This window comes from Aristophania sp. ESL1142, assembly GCF_058107345.1.
The window spans coordinates 1,531,864-1,549,952 of sequence record NZ_JBYLUH010000001.1 but is presented as its reverse complement, the minus strand read 5'-3'; the positions used below and the strand labels follow the sequence as shown (position 1 = coordinate 1,549,952).

Annotated in this window: 15 protein-coding genes and 1 tRNA gene; 5 read left to right on the top strand and 11 right to left on the bottom strand. The window is 43.2% G+C overall.

The genetic code is table 11. The features are described from left to right. Nucleotides 1–28: 28 nt before the first annotated feature. The 8 genes from AC3B6P_RS07265 to AC3B6P_RS07230 form a co-directional block, all read right to left on the bottom strand. Nucleotides 29–1,282, bottom strand: coding sequence for a WavE lipopolysaccharide synthesis family protein (locus AC3B6P_RS07265; protein WP_489805426.1), 1,254 nt, complete (start codon nucleotides 1,280–1,282; stop codon nucleotides 29–31). Nucleotides 1,283–1,293: 11 nt separating this feature from the next. Further along, a complete protein-coding gene (locus AC3B6P_RS07260; protein ID WP_489805425.1) occupies nucleotides 1,294–2,517 on the bottom strand; it encodes a glycosyltransferase family 4 protein in 1,224 nt (407 codons plus the stop codon). Further along, entirely contained in the window at nucleotides 2,514–3,824 is a 1,311-nt protein-coding gene (locus AC3B6P_RS07255) for a capsule polysaccharide biogenesis protein (RefSeq protein WP_489805424.1), read from the bottom strand. The genes AC3B6P_RS07260 and AC3B6P_RS07255 overlap by 4 nt, the downstream gene beginning before the upstream one ends. A gap of 36 nt (nucleotides 3,825–3,860) precedes the next feature. Beyond that, entirely contained in the window at nucleotides 3,861–4,871 is a 1,011-nt protein-coding gene (locus tag AC3B6P_RS07250) for a capsular polysaccharide export protein, LipB/KpsS family (RefSeq protein ID WP_489805423.1), read from the bottom strand. Between the two features lie 1,239 nt (nucleotides 4,872–6,110). Then, a tRNA-Ser gene (locus AC3B6P_RS07245) sits at nucleotides 6,111–6,201 on the bottom strand. A 2-nt stretch (nucleotides 6,202–6,203) separates the two neighbouring features. Beyond that, nucleotides 6,204–6,878, bottom strand: coding sequence for a phosphoribosylanthranilate isomerase (locus tag AC3B6P_RS07240; RefSeq protein WP_489805422.1), 675 nt, complete (start codon nucleotides 6,876–6,878; stop codon nucleotides 6,204–6,206). Further along, the gene (gene pyrF / locus AC3B6P_RS07235) at nucleotides 6,878–7,588 is read right to left on the bottom strand and encodes an orotidine-5'-phosphate decarboxylase (RefSeq protein WP_489805421.1); all 711 of its coding nucleotides are present in this window, start codon (nucleotides 7,586–7,588) and stop codon (nucleotides 6,878–6,880) included. Before pyrF ends, AC3B6P_RS07240 begins: the two co-directional genes overlap by 1 nt. Then, the gene (locus AC3B6P_RS07230; protein WP_489805420.1) at nucleotides 7,585–7,941 is read right to left on the bottom strand and encodes a LapA family protein; all 357 of its coding nucleotides are present in this window, start codon (nucleotides 7,939–7,941) and stop codon (nucleotides 7,585–7,587) included. The genes pyrF and AC3B6P_RS07230 overlap by 4 nt, the downstream gene beginning before the upstream one ends. A 147-nt stretch (nucleotides 7,942–8,088) precedes the next feature. Here AC3B6P_RS07230 and AC3B6P_RS07225 point away from each other — a divergent pair, with 147 nt between their 5' ends. The 4 genes from AC3B6P_RS07225 to AC3B6P_RS07210 are packed head-to-tail and all read left to right on the top strand — an operon-like array spanning nucleotide 8,089 to nucleotide 14,339. Continuing rightward, nucleotides 8,089–11,214, top strand: a complete 3,126-nt coding sequence (locus AC3B6P_RS07225; RefSeq protein WP_489805419.1) for a hypothetical protein — start codon at nucleotides 8,089–8,091, stop codon at nucleotides 11,212–11,214. Nucleotides 11,215–11,227: 13 nt separating this feature from the next. Continuing rightward, nucleotides 11,228–12,637, top strand: coding sequence for a M20/M25/M40 family metallo-hydrolase (locus AC3B6P_RS07220; RefSeq protein WP_489805418.1), 1,410 nt, complete (start codon nucleotides 11,228–11,230; stop codon nucleotides 12,635–12,637). Further along, a complete protein-coding gene (pdxA, locus tag AC3B6P_RS07215; protein ID WP_489805417.1) occupies nucleotides 12,634–13,647 on the top strand; it encodes a 4-hydroxythreonine-4-phosphate dehydrogenase PdxA in 1,014 nt (337 codons plus the stop codon). The genes AC3B6P_RS07220 and pdxA overlap by 4 nt, the downstream gene beginning before the upstream one ends. Continuing rightward, nucleotides 13,644–14,339, top strand: a complete 696-nt coding sequence (locus AC3B6P_RS07210) for a pyridoxine 5'-phosphate synthase (protein ID WP_489805416.1) — start codon at nucleotides 13,644–13,646, stop codon at nucleotides 14,337–14,339. Before pdxA ends, AC3B6P_RS07210 begins: the two co-directional genes overlap by 4 nt. Here the strand turns inward: AC3B6P_RS07210 and AC3B6P_RS07205 are convergent, their stop codons facing one another. Next, nucleotides 14,340–14,975, bottom strand: coding sequence for a hypothetical protein (locus AC3B6P_RS07205; protein ID WP_489805415.1), 636 nt, complete (start codon nucleotides 14,973–14,975; stop codon nucleotides 14,340–14,342). A 155-nt stretch (nucleotides 14,976–15,130) separates the two neighbouring features. Between AC3B6P_RS07205 and AC3B6P_RS07200 the strand changes: the two genes are divergently transcribed. After that, the gene (locus AC3B6P_RS07200; protein ID WP_489805414.1) at nucleotides 15,131–15,355 is read left to right on the top strand and encodes a DUF3126 family protein; all 225 of its coding nucleotides are present in this window, start codon (nucleotides 15,131–15,133) and stop codon (nucleotides 15,353–15,355) included. 19 nt (nucleotides 15,356–15,374) lie between these two features. Here the strand turns inward: AC3B6P_RS07200 and AC3B6P_RS07195 are convergent, their stop codons facing one another. Together AC3B6P_RS07195 and AC3B6P_RS07190 are read right to left on the bottom strand one after the other, a co-directional pair. After that, nucleotides 15,375–17,156 carry an aminopeptidase P family protein gene (locus AC3B6P_RS07195; RefSeq protein ID WP_489805413.1) on the bottom strand — a complete coding sequence of 594 codons (1,782 nt, stop codon included), beginning with the start codon at nucleotides 17,154–17,156 and terminating at the stop codon, nucleotides 15,375–15,377. Between the two features lie 8 nt (nucleotides 17,157–17,164). Then, entirely contained in the window at nucleotides 17,165–18,076 is a 912-nt protein-coding gene (locus AC3B6P_RS07190; protein WP_489805563.1) for a 50S ribosomal protein L11 methyltransferase, read from the bottom strand. Nucleotides 18,077–18,089 lie beyond the last annotated feature (13 nt).

Below are 18,089 nucleotides of genomic sequence, written 5' to 3'. Positions count from 1 at the left end.
ATAATTTTGATTAATATCACTCGATAATTTATTTTACTTTATTTTTTAAGTAATAATAACCAATTTTTTTTGTAATTAAAGATCGTGAATCATTAAAAAATTTATCAGGAGAAAAAATAAATTTACTTTTCATTTTATCTGAAAGTATTATAGAGTAAAAAGAGAATATTATTTTTCTAAATTTTCCGTTCCCATAGTGTAGCGGGGATTTGTTTGGTAAATTTTTTTCTAATAAAAAAGTATTTTTTGAAAGTTTTTTAATATTATTATCTACATTTCCTTTTAGAATATCTTTATATGAAATTTCGCGATTAAGTAGCATAAAGCGCCACGCATCTTCTGATATGCACAGTGATCGTTTATATGGATTGGCAAGCTCCTTTTGATAGTCTTTATTAATTCTCAGTGAAAGAAATTTATTACCACTAATATAAAAATTATCTACTAATAGATCCATACAATAATCTACAGAACGTTTATCGTTAATATAATCAAGATGAAATTTTTTTCCTAATTTTTTAAACACAGTTGAATAAATATATTGTTCAACTGCTAAACGTAGATTGAATTTTCTTTCATAAAAGTTAACATCATCACGTTTATACTCTTCGTAATAAACGGCGTCTTTGAAGGTATAGAACGGGATGTCCCAAATTTTTTTCACATCTTCAGTTAAGCCGAAATTCAGCCAGTCGCTTATATGTAAAGGAAAGCGTTCTTCAGAATAAGGGTTGAGAGTGTAGATCCAGGATACTAGAACACGCTGCTTAAAGACTAAACTAGCCTCTTTACGAGGGTATGCATAATTTTTACAATATAAATCAATAAAATTTGTATTCAAAAAAACAGCATCATTACGAATACGTAAGACATAAGGATTACTAACAACAGAAAGACCGTCCTGAGAACTTTTAATTAAAAAATTTATATTATTACTTTCTGTTGTATCATCTTTAATTGGCGGCAATGAATTCACAAGAGAAAATTCATCAAAGATAATGATATTGCACGTTTTTTTTATAATATTTATAGGATTAGATAATGTAAAGTCAACAATAAAAACATTATTAATTGATTTTATCAAGTGATTTTCGTTATTTATATTATTGAAAATCAAACAGTCTGTCGTAGATATTGAGAGTATTATTTCTGCTTCAGGTAGTATTTGACGCCAATGAAAACAATGATTGGCAATGTTGGAAATATTACTTTGTATCACAGGGCCTTGTATTACGATCGAAATATTTTTTTTAATATAATCTGGATCGTTAATAATATTCATTGGAAAACTCATTATAAATTACAGCAATGGCTTAAGGCAGAGGTAACGCTCTCTTTCCAAAGATAAGGTTGCCAGTTTTCCAGAGCATTTTTTTGTTTTTGCCAAAGGGGACCATGGATAGTAAAATCATCGACGGCTCTTTGCCATGCTGGCGCATCTAACGGATCGCAATAATGGGGGATTGTTCCTCCTACTTCTCTTAAAACCGGAATATCGGCACAAATACTTGGTATGCCTAAGCTCATAGCTTCTATTAAAGGTAAACCGTATCCTTCCACGAAACTGGGAAAAACTAGTCCATTAGAGTGCTTTAATAATGAAGTAACTTCTTCATCAGAAAGATGATTTTTTTCCAGGACAGTCTCTTTCAAAGAGAGAGAACGTTCCAGAAGGTCTAATATGTTTTCGTTTTCCCATCCACGTTTTCCAACGAGAATAAGGCGCGGGACGTTTTCTTTTTCGCGCTCTTCGACCATCCTACGCCATAATTGAAGCAGGAGGAGGTGGTTCTTGCGAGGTTCGATTGTGCTTAAACATACAAAATAGGGGTGGAAATCGTTTCGTTGGTGACCTACAGTAGAAGCGACATCATTATTTATGGCGTAATCATTTACGCCATGAGAAATTGTCCAAATAGGGACATTCGTACGTTGAGCATACTCAAAGTGAGGTGCCAGAGAGTTACGTACGGCATAAGTTGGAACGATCACGGCATCTGCTAATGCGGTTACGGTCTTAATACGTGCTTTATGACGATTTGGCTCGCGCGGAGTGGCATATTCTGGATAATCAATGGGTATCAGATCATGCACCATGGGCACAAATTTTGCACCTGTTTGTTTTAAGAACCGATGAATAAGATCTATATTCATTAAATGATGGTGTGATAATAGTAGATAATAAGATGGTCCTTCCCATTTTGGGATTCTCCGACCAAGAAACAAAAGTCCTTTGAGTTGTCGTGCTATTGTCCTAACGGTGGATAGGCTTTCTATATGGCCTGAATTCCATACCTCTGATAATGCATTGATAAATAAGCGGGCTTTGTGCATAGGCAAAGCCCCCATCCAACCGGCCAAGGATAGAGCTGTAAATTGGATTTGATGGGGATAATAGCCAAGCAAATGCTCAGCATAAGCTAACTCCACACGGTCAATGCCGGTAGGCACAGTTTGTCCAGCACGCGAAAGCAGGCGTGATATATCAAGGATAAAGCGGGGGGATTTCTGGCTCATATTCTATCCTGCTTTTGATAATTTTCAAGGCGTATAATGGCACTTTTGGTAAGTTTTTCTAATCCTTCTTCTGAGAAAAATCCGCCGGGAATCAAACATTGGTCAATTAAAACACGGCGAAAAGCTGCGAAGGTGATGGCATCTGGTGGTTGCGGTGATTGCCAGAATTTTTCGAGTGTAGATTGGTCAGTAAGACCTGGCATATTATAAATGGCATGACCTAATGTTTTCGTAGGTACATTACAAGCCAAAGCAAGTGTCCCTGTTGTGCTATTAACCGTTACTACGCCGCGCGCATGCCGGACGAGTAGGGCGATATCACCAAGTTCCATATAATCGACACGGTTACTAACACCATGAGCGGCAGCCAGGCGCTTTACAAGGCTTTTCCAGTCCTGGACGCCATTATCGAGGGGATGTTCTTTAATAACGAGGCGCAAATCCAAAGGGGCGTGTCGAGCAAATGAGACCAAAACTTCTGTGATGACCTCAGCAACGCCCGAATAGGAAGAATGTAAGCGTAACTGGGCATCTGCATCTAGCTGCAATGGGAGAAGCATATAAGGCTTGGGACCAACGGTAAGCCATTTAGTTAAAGCCTTACTTCTTTTCTGAGCTTTTTTACGGCGCAGAAGGCGTCGAAGCCAGCCTATACCTTCGACGAGAGGGGGCCAGGGGCGATAATCGGTCCAGTAAGGGAAACGCCATTTCAATAATATAGTGGCGCTATTATAAGCAATCCCTTCCAAGGCACGACGTTTAAAAGAAGATGGTACGGATTCATGGGGCGCTGCTGGTGGAAGTGCTTCAGCCCTTTTCAAATACCATTCAGGATCTTTGGGGAGTGAAGAATTCCCATTCACCCCGCCAAGTTCTAATGTAACCCAATCAGGGCGGATATAGCCTTCTTCAAACACGTGAACGGCAATATTCATCTCACGACATATGAGAATAGCCTGACGATGAAGCTCACGGCAATCACCAAATAAGATAACATCTGAAATTGAGTGACGTTTTAAAACTTGTCCTAAAAATGCTGGCCATGTCCCATAATTACTTCGGAATGCAATGCCACCATTTAAACGCCAGAAAAGTTCATCACCACCATTAAAATTGATTTTCCAAACTTTATGTCCCCTTTTTTTTAAGGCACGACCGATATTTTGGAAAAAAGGCCCCATTAAACCTTGCAAGAGCAGAAAACGCCGCGGTGTTTTAGTTTTGCCTGTTAAAGAGGCAGGTATAATTGTATCTGTTTCTGTTAAAGCAGGATTTTCAAATGGAGATGTTTTAGATGAAATAGACATAAAATGGTTTCAATAAGTCAGAATATCATGAATTATCTAGGCTTGAGGTGCCCGATAATGAGCGAAAAGACGCGTAAAAAAGCGGCGTATCTGCCCCTGCTTTTCACGCAAGCGCATCGCCAGAGTGGGGCGCCAGAGTTCTGCTTTACCAAAGCAGGCAATTAGTTCCTCAACTTCACAACATCGTTGTGTTTCCGGGTTAAAATAACGGGGATAGAGAATAAGTGTGATGGCAGCGAGATCGATAATATTCCGTAACCTTCCACGTCGTGGTAATGGGGGGCCAAGATGTGTTGTCAGTCCCCAGCCGGCATAAAAAGGGGCGCCGTATGTTATTACTTTCTTGCCACGTAATAAGGCTTCAAATCCTGTAAGGGAAGTCAGAGTATGAACTTCATGAACCTGCTCAAGAAGAGTGCTCATATTCCCACCGCGATGGATCATATTCGCATATTTATAAATAACACTATCGGATAGACTACCTGACCGATGTCCCGCTTCCACGTCGGGATGTGGACGGTAAATAATCCACGAATCTGGATTTTTTGCGCGGACTTCGCGGAGTAACGAAAAATTATCAGTAATTTCTCCCCCTCCTTTTATGACAGAAAGGTCACCCGCAACTTGTCCCGGAACTAAAAGAATTCGAGAGTGAGAAGGTGCGTTTATCAGCATTCCATGTTCTGCCGTAGCTGCATATTTAGAGATATGTAATGTGCGTAGGAGGTCGATAAGTTTTTCCGCGCGCTTATGCAAGCTAGCTGATATATGAACCGTGGAAAGCATAGTTTCCAAGTCGCTAGGATGGGACGGGTCAACATAAGCACCCCGACGATCCACAATGATCGAGGAAGGGGGAAGGAAACCACTACCAAGTCCTATAGAGCGAATAAAACCATCCTCTATAAAATAGAGGGGCACACCAAGATTTTTTGCTTTTTTTTGTAGTTCAGGTGTTACATGACTTGCCCACACCCCCAATGCTCCTTCTTTTTTATAGGCATATGAAAGGGCTCGCTCTGGCGATAGGAAAAAACGTACGGGCATTCTTCGCTCCAGGAAAGAACGAATGCGTTTCTGTTTCCACCAAGAGATACCCCAACAGGCAATTATAGGCTCGTTAGAAAGCATAGGAGGCCCGAATAAAAACTGACGATTGCTAAAATTCATATTAAATTTAGATCATTATATACATTCACATAAGTAAATAAATAGTAAAAAATATATTTATAAATCATTTATAATTTTATGAAAAATATAAATTAATACTTTTTAGACTTATTTTATCACTGTCATATAATAATTGTTAATACAAATTGTATATTTATATGTTAAAATAAACAATATTAATTTATAATAATATATTATAATTAAATCATCGATATTATTTTAAATTAATTACTCTTCATGGTTGCTATTTTTAAATATAAAAATCTATTACTTTAAAATAAATTTAAGAAAGTAGGTTAAATATCTGTGCATATAAAAGCATAAGTGGTCATATATGCCTAATAAGATTCATGATAGACAATTACCTGCGGAAGTGGTGTTGATCTTTTGAAGGGAGTGGAGAAAGGTTAGAGCAATTAAACCAGAAATTTTCTTCTAATATTATAACAAGTATAAGTAAAAATTTAGTATAGTAAAAAATTAAGCCAACATATGGAGTTGTATAAACGGTAATTAACCTCTTTTCTGTATTTATATCCAAAGTTTTTGTGCTATTTTACTCTGATATTAGGCCGTACATATAAATATTTAAGAGAGTTTTTTTGTCCACTTTATATTTCGGGTCTAAATAATAGTAGATATTGCGTCCATCTGCGTAGGTTGTGAGTGTAAGAAACTGCTCAGCTAGCAGCTCTTTGTATGCTCTTTGATAAAAACCATATCTAATTTTGTAGGCAGTAACGGTCTTTGTTTCTATCAGCTAGTTAGCAGTCGTCATAAAGGCCAAATTTTTTGAACGATTTCTATGATCAAATCGTGATTGAACCTTAAATAGAATGAGATCAGTTAAAGTTCAACACGTTGACGGGCAATTACTTTCTGTTCTGCTTGAGAATATGTGAACGATGTTAGACAGTATAATGCTGGGAATGAGGCAGAAGATGTATAGCTGAGCAAGCCTGGAAAGGCGATCATAGGGCATTTACGGTTGGTAGAAGTCGAACTTTATACTCGTTCCTTCGATCAGAAATGCCTTGCTAGAGAGGCCGTTGAGCGGATGCGAAGAGTAAAACATCACCTAAAAAATGGCGGTTCATCAATGTGTCTGGAATTCCGTGGCGGAGAGAGAGGGATTCGAACCCTCGGTACGCTATTAACGTACACACGCTTTCCAAGCGTGCGCCTTAAGCCGCTCGGCCATCTCTCCGTTTAAGGCTTGGGGAACATAGCAGGGTTTAAATTTCTTGCAACCCCATTCTGCGCATTAAGCACAAATTTTTCTATTTTTTCTAATGATTTAATACCACGGCTTTCTTCTACACCAGACGAAACATCTACAGCAGGCGCCCCGCTTGTTTGAATGGCATAGGCCACATTATCCGGCGTAAGTCCACCTGCGAGGAGCCATGGGGCAGGAGGTGTCCAGTTTTTGGTCAGGCTCCAGTCGAAGCTTTTTCCCAGACCACCCGGTTGCGATTCATGTGTGTCTGCCGGGGCTTCTAGGACGTATCCATCGAGGTTATTTACCTCTGAAGGAAGATCTACGGTGCTTTTTATGCCCCTTGCCTGCCAAACAGGGCAGTGAAAATGCTGTTTGATCGCCAGGACTTGTTCTATTGGGCCATATAACTGCAATATATCGAGAGGGAGCACGCGAAGAGTTGCTTCAATTTCATTAAAGCTCGGGTTGACGAACAGTCCCACCCTTTGTGGTCCTCCTGCTTGAGAAGAAGCTGTTGCCTGGTGGAGTGCAAGAGCATGCTGCGCTGTAATAAAGCGGGGAGAGGGTGGATAAAAGACAAATCCTACCCATTTTACGCCCAGGATAGAGCATAGCTGCATCTCTTCTGGGTGTTTCAAACCACAAATTTTGACGTCAATCATCAGCCTTCCAGTTCTGACTGGATTGCCTTGGCGACCTGAAGAGGGTCAGGCGCTGTTGTAATAGGGCGCCCTACAACAATCCAGTCAGCGCCAGCATGGGCTGCCTGATGAGGTGTCATAACACGCTTCTGATCATTGGAATGAGAGCCCGCCGGACGTATACCAGGTACGACGAGAACAGGCTCTTCCCCCAAAGCATCACGTAAGGCACTGATCTCGTGAGCAGAGCAAACAAGACCATCAGCGCCAGAATTTATAGCCATTTTCCCGAGACGTATGACTTCATTCAAGGGCGTGTCATTAATTCCGATAGCCTGGAGTGACTGCTCATTCATGCTGGTCAGGACAGTGACAGCAAGGAGCTTTGGTCGGGTCGCAGAGGGAGTGACCTGTTCCAGCGCTTCACGAGAGCGGGAGATCATTTCCGGCCCACCAAGAGCATGGATTGTCATTAATTCTGGTGTAAGCGAGGAAAGGAGAGACCGCAGACCGGATGCTACCGTATTGGGAATATCATGAAGTTTCAGATCAAGAAACAATGTCTGACCGTCTGTTACCTCTTTTACAGCATTCAAGCCGCAACTATAGGTAAATTCTAATCCTAATTTGAAAGCGTCAACTGCTCCCTGAAGAGTAGAAACCCAATGATGGGCCTGATTTTTGTCGGCAGTATCGAGAGCGGCAATCAGTTTGGTACGGCGGGTGGTCATGAAGAGGGGCTTTGTTCCGGAATAATAGAGGTTTGAACAGGTGCGGGCGTTTCAGTAACAGATGGTCGTAGTGCTTTTTGAGAGTTTATCTGTTGCTGGAGCTCAGCAATTTGTTTTTCGTATGTGCGTGACTGATTCTCTGCACGACGAGCGCGGCTTCTCTGTTTAAGCTCTCCGGCCCAACCGATAAGAAGCCCGATAAGGAGAAAAAAGACTGAAAGCCCGAAAGCTAGCAGTCCTACAGACATATGAAAGCCTTTGGAAATAACCCACATCTCTGAAGGGGCGGGATTAGACAGAGAAAAAACGGTGAGTAGTGCCAGAAGGCATACAATAATTACAAGTCTTATCATAGTTTCTTCCTAGCGTGTCCGATAAAGGTTAGGCAAGCCGGTATTATAGGGAGGAATGATTTTTATTTTTGTAAAAAATGATGTCCTGATTTATAAAATTTTGGAACTTATTTTTAATATGTAAGCATAAAATCATTTTAAAAGAGAATGTTCGTGGTAGATCTGGCAGATGATAAAAATATTGTTCCCTCGACTGAAAAACCATCACCTATGCCAGAATGGAAGAAGTTTGACGCTGAATGGTATTGCAGGCGTTATCAGTCAGTTTTAAGCGAGGAAGAAAAACAAGCCGATCCCACCAGACTTGAAGAAATATGGCGTGAGACGACAAGCAGGGCCGGACGCTCTCCAAACCGGTTCTTTGATGAAGAATGGTATCTCTCTTATAATAGTGATATCGGTCGTGTAATCCGTGCAGGAAGCATTTTTGAGACAGGTTTCCAGCATTATGAAGAGATAGGTTTTGGCGGATGTTCGCCTCACTGGCTTTTTCGGGAAGAAGATTATTTCAGGAAAAATCCCGATTTAAGCTACAGGGCCTTATTATCTGATGGTTTTGTTAATGGATATGACCATTATATCCGTATTGGGGACCGGGAAGGCAGGCAGGTCAGCCTGTATTTTCAGCCGGAACTGTTTGTCAGCCAGGCAATTCGTGAAGGGCTAGATATTGATAGCACCTTAGGGCCATTGAGTATTTTCCTGTCTCTGGAAAATACTCAATGTGGGTTTTTGCGTACTTCGTGGTATTTTGACCCGCAATGGTATCTTAAACGTTATCCAGAAGTTGAAGAACTGCTCAGAACAGGGCGTTATGCTCTGCCGCTTGAGCATTATCTCTGCAATCACGAGCCGACACGTTTTGACCCGAACCCTTATTTTAAGGAAGCTTATTACCTCGCCCAATATCCAGATATTGAAAGGGCCATAGAAGATGGGCGTTACCGCAATGGTTATGAACATTTTTTATCAGCAGGCCTTTATGAAGGGCGACACCCTCAGGCCTCAATAGAGCTCGATCTGGACGTGATGAAAGGGGATAAGGCCCATCTTCTGATTGACCATAATGTCAGGGATGCGTTTGCTCTTTTTGTCAGGCAGAAAGAGGAAAATTTTCCATTAACCAACCTGACATGTTCAGTTGAAGCTGCGCGCAAGCTTGCGATCATGCGGCTGGAAGCGCATTTACCAGCTCTTTACCGGAAACCGCTTGTTTTTGAGCCAGTAGCCGAGCCAGAATTAAGTGTCATTCTTTTTTCCCAGGGTGATTATCTTTCAGTTACTGCAACGTTACTTTCGTTATACGAGCAAGGATTTTCGGATCAGGAAATTATCATTATTACCAGAGGGAGCCTTCATGAACAGGGGCGCCTGAAACTGACCTTCAGGAATATCTCAGTGATATCTTTTTCTGAGTGGAAGACAGAGAGCGCATTATTCCTTGAAGGCGTCCAAAAAGCACGTAGTGAAAAATTATTGTTCATTTATGCAGGTACGACGCTTCACCACAATGCATTTTCAGTTATTTCATCATGCTTGGCTGATGAAACCATATCAGGAGGTGGTGGTCAGGTTATAGCTGCCAATCAGAAAGTTCTTGAAGCAGGTGTTCATGTTTTCCGTGATGGGTCACTGAAAATTTATGGGCAGGGTGATAAAGCCTTTTCTGCTCCTATTTCATTTATCCGGCAGGTTGAAGGTTTTCAAAGAGGCGCATTTTTTGCCCGGAAAGATGTTGTACAGCCTGTTTTGGCAGAGTTGATGACCTTTGATAATGAAACAGGCTTCTTGCGGCTCACAACTTTATTAAGTGCTCTCGGGAAAAAGCTTCTTTACTGCCCTGAACTAGTTATGACTGACCTGGAAACGATGCAGAGCTTCACGCCGCCTTCTTCCGTTTCTGAGCGCTTAAAGCAGAATTTTCCCCTATATTTAGCAGCTAGACCTCTCCCATCAGATCAGGCCTTACCTTTATACAAACAAAAGAAAAAGACTGTTCTGTTTGTCTATCAGCACCTTCCTCTTAAAATAGAAGGTGGTCTGGCACGTCGTGCTTTTGATTTGCTGGAGATATTTGACGAAGAAGGATGGGACATCACGTTACTTGCCCTGCATGAAGGTTCTGAAGACAGGCTCCTGTTACGGCAGTCATATCCTCTTAGTGTTAAGTGGTTTGTGGGAGAACATTATCTGCAGGATTTTTTCTGCCAAAAGACAACAGAATTTGATCTTGTGTGGGTGAATAGCTCGTCAGTTGCACGTCAGCTTTTAGGGTTTTTAAAACCATCAATAAGGTCTTCACAGGATTTTATTTTGGATATTACGGATCAGGAAGGAAGTGGATTACGTTCTACAGAAGCCTTTTTGAGGCGCTCTCTTACGGGAGAGAATGATCTGGCTCTTTTAATTGAGGAAATAAAAGAAGAGCTTTCAGAAAGCTGGCTTTGCCGGGCTATCGTTACCGATAATGAGCAGGAAGCTAATTATATAAGGATGGCTGAATGTTTTAATGTCCTCGTAATTCCAAACTCTTTTCGTCCGTTGGATTTCGCTCCACAGATGAAAGAGCGGACAGGTTTGCTGTTTCCACTCCCAATTTATAAAATGGGCGATCCTGCACATGATGGGTTGGAGTGGTTTTGCCTAAAAGTAACGCCTATTCTTAGGGACATCATACCAGAAGAGCTTCCTTTATGGATTAGTAGTTACCATCATCCTGCTGTGGATCTGAGGTTTTATGAGAGATTTACACCGATAAAAGGTATTACAGACTCTCTTTCCTTAGAAGAAAAAATGGCTCAATGCCGCCTTGCTGTTATTCCTACCCGGATTGCAACGACAGTTACGCCGGAAATTATGGATGTGATGGGTGCTGCCCTGCCAGCTGTTATGAGTTTGCCAGTCATGGAAGGGATAGGGTTTAACGCGGAAGAAGGAATGGAGGGCGGTTTTAATGACCCTGAAACCTTTGCGCTAGCTATTGCCGAACTTTATAATAATGAGTCTGTTTGGAATAGGCTTGCTCAGGCAGCGTCAGAGAAGGTGAGCAGAAATTTTAGTAAAAACTGTTTCAAAGACGCTATTACGGCTTTGTTGAGGCAACTTGATGACGTTATTTTTCAGGATGTTCCTCTAAAAGCTGAGCCTTTACGCCGAAAGCGGTATTTCCAGCCAGCGCCTCTGGTTCTAGCTTCTAGTGAAATTGAGGTGGAGGTCGAAGAGATCGATGAACGTGAGCCAGATATTAAACTTGGTGTTACATTAGAGACATAAAAGAAGGCCTATTATGAAAGAGATAAACAAACTTTCCGAAGTTTTGAATCATGTGGATCAGACTCTTGAAGGGGCGCTGGAACGGTTATGGTCTCTTTTACGGATACCGAGTATTTCTACCCAACCTATACATAAAGAACACTGCCTGAAAGCTGCAGAATGGCTTAAAAGTGAGCTTGCGATTTCAGGGTTTAAGTCATCTGTGGAGCCAGTTACATGGGCAGCTCCTGGTCATCCAATGGTTGTTGGGGTGCAGCATGCCCGTTTCCCTTTCAAGACGCATGTGCTGTTTTACGGTCATTATGATGTACAGCCTGTAGATCCGGAAAATTTATGGCTATCGCCTCCTTTTGAGCCCGTGCTTCAGGATGTAAACGGACGCAAGGTCATTGTTGCCAGAGGAGCTAGTGATGATAAAGGTCAGTTAATGACTTTTCTCGAAGCCTGCCGTGCCTGGAAAGATGTTACAGGGCATCTGCCTGTTGATGTCACGGTCATATTGGAAGGTGAAGAAGAATGTGGCGGCGGGAATTTGCGGCCGTTTCTTGAAGCCCATAAAGAGCGGCTCAAAGCAGATGTTGCGCTGATCTGTGACACTTCAATGGCTGATCGCACCACGCCAGCCATTACGACGTCCTTGCGGGGTTTATTGGCTGAAGAAATCATCGTTAAATGTGCAGCACAGGATTTGCATTCGGGCATATATGGTAATGCCGCACGTAATCCTATTGAGGTTTTATGTAATTTATTTGCAAAAATCCGTGATGAAAACGGCCGTATCATGATCCCTGGCTTTTATGATGGGGTTGAAGAACCGTCGGAATATAAACGCAAACAATGGTCTGCTCTTTTCCCGGATGATCTTTCTTTATTAGATGAGGTCGGTCTTGCACATGCTGCGGGAGAGAAGGGATATAGTGCAATTGAGCAGGTCTGGGCGCGACCGAGCTTCGAAATTAATGGTATTTCAGGTGGCTATGAAGGAGAAGGTTTTAAAACCGTTATCCCCGCTGAAGCATCTGCGAAAATTTCATTTCGCCTTGTACCCGGGCAAAATCCTGAAGTTCTGCGTGAGAAGTTCCGTAAATTTATAAAAGATCATCTGCCAGAGGATACTGAAATTGTCTTTATATCTCACGGCGCCTCACCGGGGTTTGCCTTTTCTGATAATAAAGGCTTTCTCCCACAGGCACTTGAGGCATTGAGTGAAGAATGGGAGCATGAAGCTGTGGAGGTTGGATCAGGTGGTTCCATTCCGGTGGCTGGTGATATGAGAGAGGCCCTCTCAATAGATAGTTTAATGATTGGGTTTGCACAAAATGATGACCGGATTCATTCACCGAACGAGCAATATGGTCTTGAGTCATTTCGCAAGGGGATAAGGTCATGGGTGCGTATTCTTGATAAACTGTCCCAGAGATGAAGGCTGTAGACATACCTCTTCCTCTTGCCATGACGATGGGAGACCCGGCAGGGATAGGACCATTTCTGGCAGGAAAGGCCTGGAAGCATTTTAGAAAAACAGGGACGGTTTTTTTCTGGGTAGGTGACCCCTCTTTAATAGGCAAAGATGTCCCTGTTAAAGTTATTGATTCGCCGGAGCAGGCTACGGTCTTATTTGACGAGTTTTTGCCCGTTATAGCTCTCTCCTGTCGTGTTGGGGTCAGGCCAGGGCAGCCAGATTCCAGGAATGCTGAGGCAGTTATCTCGAGCATTGACTATGCTGTACAGGCTGTCCAGAAGGGACAGGCAGGTGCGGTTGTAACCAATCCTATTGCAAAACATATTCTGGCAGAGACCGGGTTCAAATATCCTGGTCATACGGAGTATCTGGCACATCTTTGCGGTGTTTCAGGTCAGGAAATCATGATGCTGGCCTGCCCTGATCTGAAAGTTGTCCTGACAAGTGTGCATGTTTCCTTACGCCGGGCGCTGGAGGGGTTAAATCAGGACCATATCATTGAAGTGGCTTTGCGGACTTATGAGAGTTTGCAGTGTGATTTTGGTATTCATTCTCCACGGATTGCCATAGCCGGGATTAATCCTCACGCTGGAGAGAAGGGGCTAATGGGCGATGAGGAAATGCTTATTATAGAACCAGCAGTGAAAAGCCTTCGTGATAAAGGTCTTGATGTTTCTGGTCCTTTCCCTCCTGACACCTTATTTAGCGCTGTGATGAGACCTCGCTATGACGTGGCGGTTTGCCATTATCATGATCAAGGTCTGATTCCTGTCAAAACACTTGATATGATCAGAGGGGTGAATGTGACCCTCGGGCTTCCTCTTATACGTACGTCTCCAGATCATGGGACAGCCTTTGATCTTGTCAGGACTCATAAGATCGATCAGATCAGTCCAGAAAGTTTATATGCAGCAGTGCAAATGGCTGATGAAATGAGCCGGAAAAGACAGGATTTCAGGAGGAAAAAATGATTCGTCTAGGTGTTAATATTGATCATGTTGCGACATTAAGAAATGCCCGTGGTGAATCCTATCCTGACCCTGTAGAGGCAGCACGTTACGCTATTAAAGGGGGGGCTGATGGCATAACAGCGCATTTGCGTGAGGATCGTCGGCACATTCGTGATGAGGATATTAAGCGTTTGCGCCAGCTTCCGGTTCCGTTGAATTTTGAAATGGCAGCGACGGAAGAAATGGTTTCCATAGCCTGTGAGGTTAAACCTCATGCCTGCTGTCTGGTTCCAGAAAAGAGAGAGGAACTTACAACTGAAGGGGGGCTGAATATTAATGAGCTTGAAAGTGATCTTCGTCCTAAAATAGAACGCCTGAAAAAGTCCGGTATTCGTGTCTCCTTGTTTATAGACCCTGATCTGGTACAGATTGAAACAGCCTGTCGTCTAGGAGTCCCTGTCATTGAACTTCATACAGGGGCTTATGCCCAGGGGAAAAAGGGTGAGCTGGAAAGACTACAAAAAGCTGCTTCAAAGGGACAGGAAAAAGGTCTCGAAATTCATGCAGGGCATGGACTGACTTACGATAATGTTACACCCATCACAATGCTCTCAGGACTGGCAGAACTTAATATAGGGCACTTTCTTATCTGTCAGGCTCTCTTTACGGGTCTGGAAAACTCTGTCCGTCATATGAAGGACTTGCTCATATAATTATGGATTTTGTAAAGAGACCGGTTTTTTTTCCGTTTGTGCTGGTCTGATAAGCGGCTTGGTAAGATCTTTATCAAAATATGGTACATACTTTCCTGATTGGTCGGAATAGGTAGCAGTAGAACTCTGGGGAGGAGTTCTGCCAGGATGGAAAGCGGAAATTGGTCCAAAAGGCCAGGTTGCTTTCACTTCATGCATCGTTGCCTCAATCTGACGTGCGCATCCTCGTGTAATCATGGAGCAAATACCATCTGTGCCGATATATTCATCATCATCACCAGCATAATGAATTTCCGAGACACGTTCATGATCAAGCCTTACTATCATGAGGCAGTTAGAGCCGGGAGGGCCAGAGAATGCCTGATAAAGCTCAATAACCCCACCGATAGGGATTAAAGATGAATCTTGAGGAACCGAGACTTTACGAGAGACTTCGTACTGCCAGAGTTCAGTTGTATCATTAAGTTTTTTGCTACTTTTGGGAGTACCTGCACAAGCCTGGAGGTCATAGCTTGTCATCCCTATCATCTCATATTGAGCACGATGTGCCTCACGGGCATCAAAATAGCCACATCCTTCCAATAGAAAGGAAAAGAGGAGCGATGAAGCGATTTTCGTAAAATCAGAGCGTTTCAAAATTTCGGCCTGACATTGTTTAAATCTCAAAGATGAAGTCGCCCAATATCATAAAAAGAGCCTCACAGAAAGGATCGCCTCTGAAGAATGGGTTTCGTAAAAAGTGACTATGCGATAGAAAGAGTAAGTATTGTGTTTATATAAGAGAGATATTTATGGCTGAGATGTCATCTTCTGAAATGGCCCGATTACAGCAGGCATTAAAACGCTTGTTAGGGTCGCCCAAATTGACCGTTGTCAAACCTCCACGCAAAGGAATGAGTGTGGAAGTCGCTGTTGATGGCGAAGTCATTGGCACTGTCTATCGTGATGAGGATGAAGGCGAAGTTTCGTATGCCATCAACATCACTGTGTTGGAAGAAGATCTGCCAGAGGCTTAAAGATAGTCTGGTTGTGCACTCACATAATGGGTGCACAGCTTTCCATCAGCCAGGAATGAAGTGATTGATCCAGAGAGGGTAGGACCATTTCCTGAACCTTAGCGTGATAGTTATTCAGCCAATCACGTTCTGAAGGCGTCAGAAGACTCAGATCAATCATTCTCTTATCAATGGGTGTATAGCTCAGGATTTCAAATTCAAGGAAGTTACCTTCTGCACTGTCAATGGTGCTTTCTCTGATTAAAAGCAGGTTTTCAATCCTGATGCCATAATGGCCTTCTTTATAATAGCCTGGCTCGTTTGACAGGATCATGCCAGCTTCCAGTCCCGCTGGGCGAGGGGCGGGGGAGATTGACTGAGGGCCTTCATGGACTGAAAGATAGGACCCAATTCCATGTCCCGTGCCATGATCATAATCCAGCCCTACCTGCCAGAGATACTGGCGTGCAAGACTGTCTAACCTGTAGCCAGGCATAGCGCGTGGAAAACGTGCCTGTGCCAAGGCGATATGTCCTTTCAGAACATTTGTATAGGCTATGCATAAGGAAGAGGGAGGGGCAGCAGGACCAATCCATATTGTACGCGTAAGATCGGTCGTGCCATAGGGATATTGACCACCACTATCGACAAGATAAACCTGATTGCCACAAACAAAGCTGTCCTGACCTTTTATGGCGCGGTAATGTGGATAAGCGCCATTAGGCCCAAGAGCAGAAATTGTCTCAAAACTATCTTCCCGGTAATCGGGAGAGAGAGCACGAAATGCCCTTAGTCTGGCTGCGAGTTCGGTTTCACTTTTTCCTACACCCTCCTGTTCAAGCCAATGCAGAAAACGGACCATGGCAAGGGCATCCTGCAAATGTGCTTTTCTGGCGCCTTCCTGTTCGACATGATTTTTAATGGCTTTAGGGAGCGTGCATAGATCTTGTGCAAAAACAATATTAGCTTTTGCTGCCCTTAACGTAAGGATAAACCATAAAGGCGTAGTTGCCGGATCTATCCTTACGGTCTCTGCTCTCAATCTGGAGAGTTTATCTAGGAGAGATTCTGGTGGAATTATGTTGACCAGTTCATCCAGGGGGGATTCTATTCTGTCTGATTTTATAAAAAAATCGAAGCTAGCATCGTCATATAATAAACCATAAGCATGAGCGACGGGCGTCATAGGTACGTCATGACTTCTTATATTCAGTAACCATGCCAAAGAGGTACCATCAGCGATGATCATGGCTTTCTGGCCAGAATCTTTCATCTGTCTGGCGATTTTCTGCCTTTTGGAAAGACTTTTCTCACCGGTATATTGTAATTCATGCAGTAAGACTGCTTGTGAAGGAGGGAGGGGCTGATCTTCCCATGCTAGGTCAATCGGGTTTTCAGCTAAAGGAACAAATTCAACGTGATCATTCTGCCACGAGTCATACTGGTTTTGACTGACGAGCTTAGGATCAAAACCTATTCTTAATTTTTGATTTTTCTTTTTTGCAATCTGTTCAAGCCACGATCGGGGTGGAAATTTACAGATATGGTAGCGTTCCCATAATTTGTGGGGAACCTGTTGCTCCATCTGTACAATATAACGTCCGTCAGAAAAGACAACACCCTGATCCTCAAGAAGAATGGCTAACCCGGCACTTCCCGTAAATCCTGTCAGCCAAGCCAGCCTTTCAGCGTAAGGGGCGACATATTCACCGAGATATTCATCTCCGCGGGTAATCAGAAAACCTGATACACCCATTTTTTTAATCATATCGCGTGTTTTTTGCACACGTTCATGGAGGAGTGATGCAGTCGGATCAGCCATAATAAATCCTATAAATTATAGGGTTTTCTGATGATAAGGGTCGCCCATGGTCCTTCAGTAAGGATTTCTTCAAGAACCAGCCCCTGACGCTGATGAGCCTGACAGACCATGCGTGCCTGCGTCTGAAGCAGGCCTGCCAGAATAACTGTCCCTCCCGGAGCGAGTGATAAAGCCAGAGAGCGCGCCATGCGGCAGAGGGGGCGGGCTAAAATATTGGCAAATACCAGATCATAAGGTGCCTTTTTACGTACAGCTTCTGTATGCCAGCCATTTCCAAACCGGCAATCAAGCAAAGGACCAATGTTATTTAATTTTGCATTAGAGGCCGCAACTCTGACAGACCAGGGCTCGATATCAACAGCCAGAACAGGGCGTTTCAATAATTTGGCAGCAGCCATTGCCAGTATCCCAGACCCACATCCCATATCAAGGATCTTACGAGGCTTACGATAAGCAATTTTTTCGAGAGCACGAATACATCCTCTGGTTGAGCCATGCTCACCAGAGCCAAAGGCAATACCTGCATCAAGCGTAATTGCCAGGCGGTTGTTAGGGGCAGGATCCTGCAAATGTGTCCCACGGATACAGAAAGAACGCCCTATTTCCTGAGGAGGGAAAGCTTCCTGCGTGCGTGCAAGCCAGCCTTCTGCTTCTGTTTCAGAACGTGTCAGAACAGCATCGGCTCCCGTTAAGGCACGGGCCAATTCAAGGGCAGAGTCAAGCTCCTCATCTTTCTGGCCGCGTTCTTTCACACCTTCTAAGCGCCAAAAAATCTGTTCATCATCTTCTTCGAAGATGCCAACCGTTTCGCAAGCTGTTAATAAGGCCTGCTCAAAAAGAGGAGTGAATTTTTCTTCTACTGTTACTGAAACAGTTTCCAATGCAGTGGCATGGCGCGAGCCTATATGACGTGGGGCGATGGAACGGGTAGGC